The sequence below is a fragment of the Stenotrophomonas sp. 2694 genome, from assembly GCF_040548715.1.
Lineage (GTDB): Bacteria > Pseudomonadota > Gammaproteobacteria > Xanthomonadales > Xanthomonadaceae > Stenotrophomonas > Stenotrophomonas indicatrix.
The window spans coordinates 245,353-257,402 of record NZ_JBEPSG010000001.1 but is presented as its reverse complement, the minus strand read 5'-3'; the positions used below and the strand labels follow the sequence as shown (position 1 = coordinate 257,402).

The 12,050-nt window shown below is 67.2% G+C and carries 11 protein-coding genes; 3 read left to right on the top strand and 8 right to left on the bottom strand.

Annotation, left to right across the window (positions count from 1 at the left end):
• Positions 1–35: 35 nt before the first annotated feature.
• The 8 genes from ABIA73_RS01165 to ABIA73_RS01130 form a co-directional block, all read right to left on the bottom strand.
• The gene (locus ABIA73_RS01165) at positions 36–689 is read right to left on the bottom strand and encodes an ATPase (protein ID WP_025874397.1); all 654 of its coding nucleotides are present in this window, start codon (positions 687–689) and stop codon (positions 36–38) included.
• Between the two features lie 3 nt (positions 690–692).
• Positions 693–1,034, bottom strand: a complete 342-nt coding sequence (locus ABIA73_RS01160; protein WP_025874396.1) for a type II toxin-antitoxin system prevent-host-death family antitoxin — start codon at positions 1,032–1,034, stop codon at positions 693–695.
• A gap of 111 nt (positions 1,035–1,145) precedes the next feature.
• Positions 1,146–2,606: a surface lipoprotein assembly modifier gene (locus ABIA73_RS01155; RefSeq protein WP_354275273.1), complete on the bottom strand. Its 1,461-nt coding sequence runs from the start codon at positions 2,604–2,606 to the stop codon at positions 1,146–1,148.
• Between the two features lie 90 nt (positions 2,607–2,696).
• Positions 2,697–3,461 carry a Slam-dependent surface lipoprotein gene (locus ABIA73_RS01150; RefSeq protein WP_025874394.1) on the bottom strand — a complete coding sequence of 255 codons (765 nt, stop codon included), beginning with the start codon at positions 3,459–3,461 and terminating at the stop codon, positions 2,697–2,699.
• Between the two features lie 56 nt (positions 3,462–3,517).
• Positions 3,518–6,628: a TonB-dependent receptor gene (locus tag ABIA73_RS01145; protein ID WP_354275272.1), complete on the bottom strand. Its 3,111-nt coding sequence runs from the start codon at positions 6,626–6,628 to the stop codon at positions 3,518–3,520.
• A 275-nt stretch (positions 6,629–6,903) separates the two neighbouring features.
• Positions 6,904–7,857 carry a FecR family protein gene (locus ABIA73_RS01140; protein ID WP_354275271.1) on the bottom strand — a complete coding sequence of 318 codons (954 nt, stop codon included), beginning with the start codon at positions 7,855–7,857 and terminating at the stop codon, positions 6,904–6,906.
• Between the two features lie 82 nt (positions 7,858–7,939).
• Entirely contained in the window at positions 7,940–8,443 is a 504-nt protein-coding gene (locus ABIA73_RS01135) for an RNA polymerase sigma factor (protein WP_025874391.1), read from the bottom strand.
• Positions 8,444–8,565: 122 nt separating this feature from the next.
• The gene (locus ABIA73_RS01130; RefSeq protein ID WP_032974583.1) at positions 8,566–9,492 is read right to left on the bottom strand and encodes a LysR family transcriptional regulator; all 927 of its coding nucleotides are present in this window, start codon (positions 9,490–9,492) and stop codon (positions 8,566–8,568) included.
• 150 nt (positions 9,493–9,642) lie between these two features.
• Between ABIA73_RS01130 and ABIA73_RS01125 the strand changes: the two genes are divergently transcribed.
• From ABIA73_RS01125 to ABIA73_RS01115, 3 genes are all read left to right on the top strand, one after another.
• Entirely contained in the window at positions 9,643–10,509 is an 867-nt protein-coding gene (locus ABIA73_RS01125; RefSeq protein WP_059064310.1) for a pirin family protein, read from the top strand.
• A gap of 70 nt (positions 10,510–10,579) precedes the next feature.
• Positions 10,580–11,260, top strand: a complete 681-nt coding sequence (locus ABIA73_RS01120) for a hydrolase (RefSeq protein WP_059064311.1) — start codon at positions 10,580–10,582, stop codon at positions 11,258–11,260.
• A gap of 79 nt (positions 11,261–11,339) precedes the next feature.
• Positions 11,340–11,981: a hydrolase gene (locus tag ABIA73_RS01115; RefSeq protein WP_279207079.1), complete on the top strand. Its 642-nt coding sequence runs from the start codon at positions 11,340–11,342 to the stop codon at positions 11,979–11,981.
• Positions 11,982–12,050: the final 69 nt, after the last annotated feature.

The window sequence follows — 12,050 nt, the reverse complement described above, 5'->3', positions numbered from 1 at the left end:
CCGTGTTCCTCGATCAATGAATCTGCGGGCTCGGATCATCGCACAGGCGGGCCGGCAAGCGGCGTACTGTCGGCATGCAGTTCCATCGCGCGCATGACGATGGGCTTGGCCCAGTCCGGGGTGTGCAGCAGCTCCACCACCGACACCGGATACTGCAGCCCCTGGCGATCCAGCGCCAGCACCGGCAAGGGGGCAACACGCCCATAGCGATCGGCCGGCGCGCTGTTGTCATACACATGCAGTTCGGCCAGGTGCGGCATCAATGCCAACAGGTTCTCGCGTGCGGAATCGAAGCGTGCGCGGATCTTGTCCTGCGGGATGTCGTGGCCACCGCCAGCAACGCGGGCCGCCACGCGAGCAACATGCAGTTCGACGGTGGCCAACCCGCAGAACCAGATCGCCACGTCATGCTGGCTGCAGGCCTCGCGCAACAGGCGCGGAATGGTGTTGCCGCCCAGGGTGGTTTCAAAGGCGAAGTCACTGCCGTCGGCGATCGCCTGGCGCAGTCGTCGTGCGCCCTCCTGCCACGCTTCGGCGTTGGCGTCGGCCAACGGCCAGCCCGCCTCCACCAGGCGCCGGGTGAAGCTGTCCGGGTTGTACCAGCCCAGGCCGTCGGCCTCCAGCCAGGTGCCGAGCAGCGAACTCTTGCCGGCGCCATTGACGCCGGCCAACGCCAGGATCCGCCCCATGATTCAGAGCGGACGGCCGAGCGCGACCTTGTGGCCGCGGCGGATCGGCTTGCCCATCACCTTGCCCAGCCCCTCACCCTGCTGCAGCCCGGCCAGCGCCTGGTCGAACTCGCTGCGCAGGCGCGAGAGCACGTCGCTGCGCTCCTCGCTGTCGCTGCCGCTGGCCCTGGCCAACAGCTCCTGGTAGGTCTTGATGTCCACGATCACCGCCTCGGGGTGATTGTGGTTGGTGATGACCAGCGCCTGCTTCTCGCGCACGGTACGCATCAGGCTGGGCCAGCCACGGGTCTTGACCGAGGATGCCGGGGCCTTGTCGAGGCCGGGCAGGTCGAGCGGGAGGGTCATGGCACGGCTCCAGCGGAAGGATATGTGGCCACTATACCCAATTTGGCCAAATTGGGGATTAATGGACTGCCCCACCCCTTTGCCCCACCCCTTTGCCCCGCGCCCGACGGCTCAGAACGCCCGTTCCCATTTCAGGCTCAGCAGGCTGCGGTCGTGGCTGTACAGCCAGTCCACATTGCTGTCGATGCGTGCGTAACGCAGGCTCAGGCTGGGGACCAGCCCAGCCACGGCCAGGCGCTCGCTGCGCACGATGGCGATCAGGTTCTGCTCGCTGTCCTGCCGACGCGCCTCCAGCAACGGGCTCCAGGCATCGTAGTCACGCTCACGCAGCGACACGAACACCGTGGCCGTGGTGCCGCTCCACTGGCGCGCTGCGCCCAGGCGCAGGCCGCGCTGCCGGTAGCCATTGGCGGGATCGGCGGCGCTGCTGTCACTCAGGTCGACCCCGGCAAACACCGTCCAGCGCGGGTTGAGCGCGCGGAACCAGGTGGCATAGATCGCCGCCAGTTCACCGTCGTAGTTGCTGGCCACGCCCTGCTGTCGATAGCGCTGGCGTTTCCAGTCGGCTTCCAGCTTCAGCAGGCTGCGCGGATCTGCGGCGAACTGCCATTCGCCATGCATGCCGGCACCGCCCTGCAGCGCGTGGTTGCCGAGTCCCTGGTAATCGTAGCTGGGCGCCAGCAGCAAGGTATGCCGTGCGCTGCGCCAGCTGTAGCCGGCCTGCACGCTGGCATTGAGCTCGTTGTAGTCGCTGTACCCACGCCACGCCTGGCCGAACGCCAGCCCGCGCAGGTACAGCCCATGGTGGCCGGCCAACGGCAGGCGCCGTTCCAGGCTGGCGTCGTAGTCCAGGCCGAACGCTGCCTGTGCATCGGGCAACCGGCGTTCGATGAAGCAGGTGGTGCCGTCACCAAACAGGCAGGTGCGGCTGGCCGAACTGCGGTTGATGTTGTCGCTCCAGGCGGGGCCGGCGGCGATGCCCCCCCTCCAGCGCTGGCGTGCATGCAGGGCCTGCAGGTAGCCGTCCACCCGCGTACGCACGCCCGCCGTTGCAGGGTCGCCGCCATCGATGCCGGCTGCGATCGCCTCGAACAGGGCGATGGCATCGCGGTCGCGCTGGTCTTCGGCATACACACGCGCCAGTTCCAGCCGCGCCGGCAGGAAGTCCGGCTGCGCGGCGAGCACGGCCTCGTATTCGGCCGCGGCCTTGCCGTGCTGGCCACCCACGCGCGCCAGCGCACCCTGCGCGTAGTGGCGCAGCAGCGGATCGTGGCCAGGCAGTTCGATGTACTCGGCAAGGAAGGCGGCCGCGGCCTGCCATTGCTGGTGCTGCAGCGCGAGATAGAGCGCCTGGCCGAGGTCGTCGACAGTGCGCTCCACGCGGTACTGCTGGCCGTCGAGGGTGATGGTCGGTCGCTCGTGCTCGGCCTGGCGCAGGCGCTGCTGGTCCTGCTGCTGATGACGCAGCTCGCTGCCCTGTTCGAGCACACGGCGCAGGTCATCCTGCTGCGCGTGGGCATTGTTGAGCGGCCAGGCCAGCAGCAGGACGACAAGAAAGAGAAGGTGGCGCATGTTCGATCCGGTTGAAGCACTATCGCGGGCCGAAGCAGGGACTGGCGGATCGCGGCTTGTCCCTGCCCTGCCCCGTCAGGGGCGTGGCGATCAGTTCTTGCTGCCGCCGAAGGCGGTGTCGTACTGGCTGTTGCCGGCGAAGGTGGCGATACCGGCCAGGGTGGCGGCGTTGGCACCGAAGAACTGGCCCTGGGTGCTGCCCGACACCGAGCCGTTGGCCACGGCCGTGCCTGCGAAGGACGCATTGGCGCTGTTGATGGCAGCGTTGACGCCCACGGTCAGGCCGCCACCGGCGATCTGGCCACGCAGGGTACCGGCACCGAAGTCGGCGCGGAACGCACCGGTCAGCAGGTTGCTGCCGTTGAACTTGTTCAGGCCCGCCACGCTGTAGGTGGCCACGCCTGCCGGCAACGTGGTGCCTGCACGGTCACCAGCGAAATAGACCTGGCGGTTGTTGAAGCCACCGGCGGCGCCATCCTTGGACCATTCACCAAACCAGACATCGCCGCTGCCCACCTTGACGAAGTTGAAGTGGCCCATGCCGGCGTGGTTGCCCGGGGTGCCGGTGATCGGCATGGCCAGGGTGCGCACGGTGGTGCCGTTGACGGTGGTGGGTGCCGAATAGGCGCTCAGGCCCTGGAAGTCCACGCGGGTGCCACCGGACACGGTGCCGACGCCGATGCCGGCCTTGCCAGCGACGTGCGGGCCACCATTGACCTGCGATTCGCCGACATTGACGTTCAACTGCGGATCGGTGACGGCGCTGGCGGCGCCGACGATATCGGCAGCGTGGGCGGCACCGGCCAGGGCCAGGCTGGCGGCCACGGTGAGCAGGGAGCGGGAGAACATTTTCATGGAAAAACTCCTTGGATTGAGGGAACTACAGGTACAACGCTTGAATTGGTGAGGCGTCAGAAGCGCGCGGTGACTGCGAGCTTGAGGGTGCGACCGGGCGCCGGCAGCGTGGAGCGCGTGGCCGGGTCGACGTAGTAGCGGTTGCCGAGATTGCTGCCGACCAGTTCGACGCTGGCGTGGTCGTTGAAGCGCCAGCGCGCATAGGCATCCACCGTGGTGATGTTTCCCCAGGTGAACGGCACGTTCTGCCACAGCAGGCTGCTGCCGCCGGCCAGCAAGCGGTCGCGGTAGGCCTGCAGGTCCGGGTTGTGGTGACGCCGGTAGTGCACGATGCGGCTGCCCAGTTCCAGCCGCTCGTCGAACAGGCGGGTGCCCAGCGACAGGTTCACCGACAGCTTCGGCACGGCCTGGGTCAGCAAGTAACCACCGACGAAGCCATCCTGCACGCAGTTGGGCACCAGGCCGCGGTTGGCATCCAGCTGTACTGCGGTGCTTTCGTCGCACACTTCGTTTTCAAGGGTGCGAGCGATGCCCAGGTCGCTGAAGAAGCGGCGGTTGTCGAAGCGCGCCTGCAGCTCAATGCCGCGCAGGGTCTGCTTGTCGATGTTGTCGAACAGGAAGTACGCATCGCGCTCGATCACATCGCGGGTTTTCTGCACGTAGTAGCTGAGCTTTACGTCCGCATCGGCGGTGCCGCCGAATAGCGCAGAGAGGTTGTGCACATAACCCAGCTCGTAGTTGTAAGCGTGTTCGGGCTTGAGCGGATACAGCGGATTGAGGCTGCTGGAAAACGCGATGGTGCTTTCGAACATGCTGGGGAAGCGCTTGGCCTCGGTGTAGCGGACATACAGGCGCGCAGCAGGCGAGAAATGTACGGTGGCCGAGAACGTGGGCAGCCAGGCATGGTCGCGGCGGCGGCTGTTGTGCGCCTGCACCGCCTGCCCCTGCACGGCGTTCTGCACCCGGCAGGTCTGGTCGGTACCGAGCACCATCGGCAGCAGCCCGGGGATGGCGGCCACCTGGCCGTTGAGGCACGGGTTGCTGGCTCGCGTGTAGTTGCCATCGGCATCCGCTGCCCAGGCGATGCTGTGCTCCACCGGCACCGGTGTTTCGTACTTGCTCAGCAGGTTCTTCAGCAGGTCGTCGACCAGCGAGCCCATGCCGATGCTTTCCCAGAACTCACGCTCCGATTCGATCGCATCGATCTCTCCCTGCAGGCTGGCGGGGCGTGGTGGCAGCTCATTGACCCGGTAGCGCGCCTCCTTGCTGCCGACACTGCGGGTCAGCAGCTCCGGATGCGCCTGCAGGAAATCGTCGAACGCCCAGTAGCGGCTGTAGCGCACACCGGCGTTGAGGGTAAGGAACTCGACCGGCCGCCATTCCAGGCTCAGGTAGCCCTCGCCTTCCTGGCGCCGGCCGGCGCGCGGGTACATGCGCCAGCCGTCGGTAACGCCGAAGTACGGATCGCCCGAACGCAGCGTTTCGTACTGCCAGTTGCCACCCACGGTCAGGTCAAGCGTGGAATGCAGGCCGAAGCGGTTGCTCAGGGTCAGCCCGGTACGGTCGTTGCGGGCGTTGGCCAGCGCGGTGTTGCGCAGGATCGGGCTGCGGCTGGAATCCCAATCGGGGTTGCCCGAGGCGAAGTTGGGGAAGCCACCAGCGGTGTAGGTATCGCTGTTGGTTTCGGTTCGCCACAGGTTGGCGCGCAGGTCGAGCCAACGACTGCCGGCCGGCTGCCAGCGGTATTCCAGGTTCCAGGCATCGGAATCGACCCGGCTGAGCGGCCACTGGATGCGCCCGTAATCCGGTGCGGACAGGATGCGCGAGGGCATGATCTCGCCATAGTGCGAAAGCGTGTGCCGCCAGGTGGCCTTGAGCTGCTGGTCGTCGGTGATCTGCCAGGTGGCCTTCAGCAGCCACGACTCCTGTTCGCTGGACGTGTTGGGCACTTCATCACCCGGCTTGAAGTAGCGCGCCAGCGTGGTGATGTAGTCGATGCCCTGGTATTCGTACTGCTCGCGCGGGTCCTGGTCGTAGTACGCACTGCCCTTGCTGCCGGAGAAATAGTTGCCGCGCTTGCGCCACGCGTAGGCGGCCATCACGTCCACCCGCTCACCGCGCCAGCCCAGCGCCAGGCGCCAGGCCTGGTCATCGCCATCGAACGGGTTGTCACCACTGCGCGATTTCACTGGCACCACCAGGGTGCGGTCAGCATAGGGCGAGGCCGGCGACGACTGCGGGAACCCCTCCACCGTGCGGTAGTCCTCGCCGGTGTGCAGCCGTGGCAGGCGCGGCGAGACCGCATTGCTGCTGCCTTCGATCTTCAGCTCCCCGCCGAAGCGCTCGCCAGCCGGCACGATGTCGTCGACGTCGAGGGTCTTGATGACCATCGCTCCGCCGATACCGCTGTGTACATCGCGTACCAACGCTGGCCCCTTGATGACCTGGATGCCACCAATCAGGTTGGGATCGATGTAGTTGCGGTTGCTGACGCCGTTGTAGCCCCGCCATACGGTCAGTGCCTGCTCGCCGCCGTCGATGCTGACCGGCACCCGTCCCGGCCCCTGGATGCCGCGGATGTTGAGGTCCAGTGCGCCGCTGTTGCGGGCGTCGCCGCTGAACACACCGACCAGGTCCTTGACCACGTCGGCCGGGTTGGCGCCGCGATAGCGCTCCACCCGGTCGCGACCGGAATAGGCCGTGCTCAGGTCGAGCGCGAACACGTCGTCGTATCCCCAACGATCACGTGTTTCGCCGCCGTCGGCCTGCAGGCGTCCGCCCACCTTCAGCGTGTCGGTGACCACCACCCCGCCGTCATCGGCGGCGGCCTGCAGGGTCCAGGTACCGCCCGGCTCCTGCTGCGCGCGCAGGCCACTGCCCTGCAGCAACTGGTCCAGTGCCTCGGTGGGGCTGTACTGGCCCTGCACTGCGCGCGAGCGCCGCCCTTCCACCAGATCGCTGCGGAACACCACCTGCACCTGCGACTGGCGACCGAAGCTGCGCACTGCGTCGGCCAGGGCTTGTTCGGGGATGGCATACGCGCGCACGGAGGCGGTAGCGGCCTGGGCGCGGGCGGTCGGCGCCCAAGCGAAGGGAACCAGTGCCGTGGCGATGGCCAGGGCGAGGATGGTGGCGCGGCGATGACGGGCGGATGCCGGGAACGGCATGAACGGTGACTCCTCAAGGTGGCGGGACCGTGCGCACGTCGGGTGCACGCGGCTCGGTTGGCTTGAGAAGAAACGCGGTTTCGCTCTGGCTATACCACTAGAGACAAGGTGGGATCGGATCTGCCCACGGTTTTTTTCGTTGATCGACAGATCATCCACGCATGGCGTGGATCTACCATGCCCCCTAGTAGATCCACGCCATGCGTGGATGAACACGAATCACGCCAGTAGATCCACGCCATGCGTGGATGAACCCACCCGCTACCCCGGTGGCATCACCACACCAACATCGCGCCGCCCGGCAAGCGCTGGCTGCGCAGACCGGCCTGCTGGGCCACTGCGGCAATCGCCGCATCCGGCTGCTGCAGGTGGAACAACCCACTCACCGCCACCTGCGCGCCCTGACCGTGCAGAACCCAGACCGGCGCACGCCGATAGCGGGCAAGGCGCTCGATCGCCTGTTGCGCAGGCAGATCATCAATGACGATCTCGCCGCGTCGCCACGGTGCGATGGCCTCCACATCGGCCAGCTGCAACGGCTGCAGCCAGCGGCCATCACGGAACGCGCGTGCCTGCCCCGCCTGCAGCCGCTGCGCGGCGACATGACCCGGCCTGATCTCCACTTCGCCCTGGCTGACCTCGGTGGTCACCACGGCATCCTGCAGTGCAACGCTGAACGCCGTGCCGATGTCACGGATCTCGCCACCGCCGGCCTCCACCCGGAACGGTCGTGCTTCGTGCGCCACCTGGAACCAGGCCCTGCCACGCAGCAACTGCAGGCGGCGCTGGCCGGCGCTGAAATCAAGCGCCAGCGCGCTGCCTGCATCCAATATGGCAGTGCTGCCATCCTGCAGCTGCACCGTGCGCGGCGCGTTGTCGCTGCGCACGTCGCTGCGGACCAGCAGCCACGCGTGCGGCGCCGCTGTTACCGAAAGCAGCAGCACCGCCGCACTGGCCAGCAGCCAAGGCACTCGACGACGCGGCTGCAGGGGCCGCAGCGCGGGTTCGGCTGTCAGCTCCGGAAGCGCAGCCAGGACATCCGGGCCGGCGGCATCCAGGCCTTGCCAGAAGGCCTGCTGCTGGCGCCAGGCATCGGCATGCCGGGGATCGGCCTGCAGCCAGCGTTGCAGGGCGCGTTGCTGGCGCTCCGGCAACCGGCCCGCATTGCACCGTATCACCCAGCGCAACGCCTGCCTGGCCTGACGCGGCGAGGGTATGGACCTAGTCATGATTGTGGCCTGCGGCACCACCAACGGGTGCGCCTTACAGTTGAGACAACGGCGAGCGGCATCTGCCCACGGCACATGCCGGTCATGCGCGGCTTCCCCGCTGGTGCTGCTGGATGAGCAGGGCCGCGCGCATCACGTACTTGCCCACTACGCTCTTGGAAATACCCAGGCGCTCGGCGATCTCGCGTTCGCTCAGCCCCAGGTAGCGGTTGAGCACGAAGCACTCGCGCACCTGCGGCGGCAGCGCCAGGATGGTCTGGCTGATCTCGCGCAGCTGGGCCTGGTCCAGCGCCTGCGCCTGGCCATCAGTGCTGGCATCGGCCAGGTCGCTGGCGTACTCCGCCATCGCCCGCCGTTCGCGTGCGTCGGCCTGGCTGCGGTTGAGCGCGTGGTGGTAGGCCATGCGGTACAGGTACCCGCGCGGTTCCAGGATCGGCGGATCGCCGGGCACGCTGCTGGCCTTCAGATAAAGGTTCTGCAGGGTGTCCTCGGTACTGGCCGGGTCGAGGTAGCGGGCAATGAAGCGGGACAACGCACGGCGCTCGCGGATCAACAGCTCGATCAGCGCCAGGGCATTGGGAGACATAAGTGCCAAGGCCGGACCGGGGAATGATGGGCGTGATGGCGACGGTCCGGACCGGGAGTGTAGGCGGCAACCGTCGATCCTGCACCCCCGGTCATCCGCCACGCTGCACGCACGGCCTGGATCTACGGCTCTTCCAGCGCCTCGAAACGCTCGGCCAGATAGTCGATCAACGCGCGTACCGCCGGCAGCAGGCCGCGCCGCGACGGGAACACCGCATGCACGATGCCGTGCCTGGGCTGCCACTGCGGCAGGATCGGCACCAGCGCGCCGCTGGCCAGTTCGTCGGTGATCATCATCCGCGGCAGCATCAGCACGCCGACACCCGCCACCGCCGCACTGCGCAGGGCGATCATGTCATCGCTGACCAGCCGCGGGCGGTGGTGCACGCTGGCCTGCACTTGCTCCGGCCCGGCGTATTCCCAGGCATGCACCTGGGCGGGCGATGCCAGGTCCACGGTTGGCATCATCGCCAGATCAGCCGGCACTTTCGGCGTACCCATGCGCTTGAGCAAGGCCGGGCTGGCAGCGGTGCACCAGATGCGGCGGGCCAGCACGCGCACCACCAGATCGCTGTCCTCCAGCGGTGGCGGGCGCACGCGGATGGCCACATCCACGCCCTCGCCCACCACGTCCACGCGCCGGTTGGTGGCATCCAGCTGCAGGGTCACCTGCGGATGCAGGGCCAGGAAGTCAGCCAGCATGGCGCCAATGCGCGCGTGCAGCAGTGCGATCGGACAGGCCAGCCGCAGGGTGCCCCGTGGCTCGGCACGCGACAGCGCGATGGCCTCCTCGGCCGCTTCGGCCTCCACCAGCATCGCCTTGCAGTGCCGGTAGTAGTCCTGGCCGATCTCGGTGACCGAGAAGCGGCGGGTCGAACGTTGGATCAGGCGGACACCCAGCCGCTCCTCCAGCAGGGCGATGCGGCGGCTGAGCTTGGACTTGGGCATGGCCAGCGCGCGCCCGGCCTGCGAGAAGCCGCCATGCTCGACCACCATGGCGAAGTAGAACAGGTCGTTCAGATCGCAGCGGCGGATGTCGGCGATGAACACGGGACGATCTCCTGCGGCCCTTGCTGGGCCTCCATCGTTCACGAAATAGGACTATGACGGCAAATTCTGCCGACTACCGGGGCCATTGTCACGTCGATATCGTCTCCGCAACGAAAAACAGCGACCGGTTGACCCGGTCAGGAGATCGCCATGAAGCGTGTCACCGGTACCTACAGCGCCCCCCGCCCGCACTGGGTGGGCGACGGCTTCCCCGCCCGTTCGATGTTCTCCTACAACACCCACGGCCAGCACCTGAGCCCGTTCCTGCTGCTGGACTACGCCGGGCCATACAGTTTCCCGCCCAGCGAGACCCCGCGCGGGGTCGGCCAGCATCCGCATCGCGGCTTCGAGACGGTCACCATCGTGTACGAAGGCGAGGTGGCCCATCGCGACTCGACGGGTGCCGGCGGCACCATCGGCCCGGGTGACGTGCAGTGGATGACCGCTGCCTCCGGCATCCTCCATGAGGAATTCCACACGCCGGAATTCAGCAAGCGCGGCGGCACCCTGGACATGGTGCAGCTGTGGGTGAACCTGCCCGCCAAGGACAAGATGGGCGCACCGGGCTACCAGACCCTGCTCGATGCGCAGATTCCCTCGGTGGCATTGCCTGACGGTGCCGGTCGCGTACGCGTCATCGCCGGGGCATTCGATGGCCATGCTGGACCGGCACGTACCCATACCCCCATGGACGTGTGGGACATCCGCCTGCTGCAGGGCCAGCACGCCGAGCTGCCGGTGGCCGACGGCCGCACCTTGGCGCTGGTGGTGTTGAAGGGCACGGTGCGGATCAACGGTGGCCAGGCAGTCGGCGAAGCACAGCTGGTGACCTTCGACCGCAGCAGCGAAGACGTGTTCATCGACGCCGACAGCGACGCCACCGTGCTGCTGCTCAGCGGCGAACCCATCGACGAGCCGGTGGTGGGCTATGGCCCGTTCGTGATGAACACCCAGGCCGAGATCAGCCAGGCCGTCAACGATTTCAACGGCGGCCGCTTCGGCCAGATCGCGCACTGATCCACTGCATTGCGGCGGGCAACCGCCCGCCGCATTCCGGGCCTTCGCCCTCCTCCCCAGGAGACTGACCATGAGTACCCCCGCCAACTTCAACGGCGCCCGCCCGGTGATCGACCCGGACAACGCCGCGATGCTGCTGATCGACCACCAGAGTGGTCTGTTCCAGACCATCGGTGACATGCCGTTCACTTCGGTACGCGCGCACGCCACCGCCCTGGCGAAGATGGCCACGCTGGCGAAGATGCCGGTGATCACCACCGCGTCGGTACCGCAGGGGCCGAACGGCCCGCTGATCCCGGAGATCCATGACGCCGCACCGCATGCGCAATACGTAGCGCGCCGCGGCGAGATCAACGCCTGGGACAACCCCGAATTCGTCGCCGCGGTGAAGGCCACCGGGCGCAGCCAGCTGATCATTGCCGGCACCATCACCAGCGTCTGCATGGCCTTCCCTTCCATTGCCGCCGCCGCCGACGGCTACCAGGTGTTCGCGGTGGTCGATGCCTCCGGCACCTATTCGAAGATGGCCGAGGAAATCACCCTGGCGCGCGTGGTGCAGGCCGGTGTGGTGCCGATGGATACCGCTGCGGTCGCCTCGGAAATCCAGCGCACCTGGAACCGCGAGGACGCCCAGCAGTGGGCCGCGATCTACACGCAGATCTTCCCCAACTACCAGCTGCTGATCGAGAGCTACCAGAAAGCGCAGGACGTGCAGAAGAACCACGAGCAGCTGGATTCGCAGCGTAGCTGAGCCGCTGCATCCACGGCGATTTCCGCCTGCCGGCACGCCGCCGGCACTACCGCAAGCCAACCCCGACCAGGACACCCCCATGGCCAGTGAACCGATCCGTGACCCCGTCAGCGACCACCTGCTGACCCCGCAGAATTCCGCCTTCATCATCATCGACTACCAGCCGGTACAGGTGAACTCCATCGCCTCGATGGACCGCCAGCTGCTGGTCAACAACATCGTCGGCACTGCCAAGGCGGCGGTCGCCTACGGCCTGCCGATCGTGCATTCGACCGTGAACGTGCAGACCGGCCTGAACAAGCCGCCGATCGCGCAGCTGCGCAAGGTGCTGGGCGACTACCCGACCTACGACCGCACCACCATCAACTCCTGGGAAGATGTCGAGTTCCGCAAGGCGGTGGAGGCCACCGGCCGCAGCAAACTGATCATGACCGCGCTGTGGACCGAAGCCTGCCTGACCTTCCCCGCGCTGGATGCGCTGAAGGAAGGCTATGAGGTCTACGTGGTGGTCGACGCGGTGGGCGGCACGTCGCTGGCCGCGCATGATGCCGCGCTGCGCCGCATCGAACAGGCCGGCGGCCAGTTGATCAGCGTGACGCAGCTGTTCTGCGAACTGCAGCGCGACTGGGTACGGGCGGAGACCGTGCCGGCCTTCATGAATCTCTTCATCGAAACCGGTGGCACGGCCGGCATCCAGTTCTCGTACGATCGTACCGAGTGATTCCTTGGCGGCTCCGGCTCCGGCTGGCGCCGCCTTTTCCTGCAACCGAGCATGGCTCGGCCCTACCAC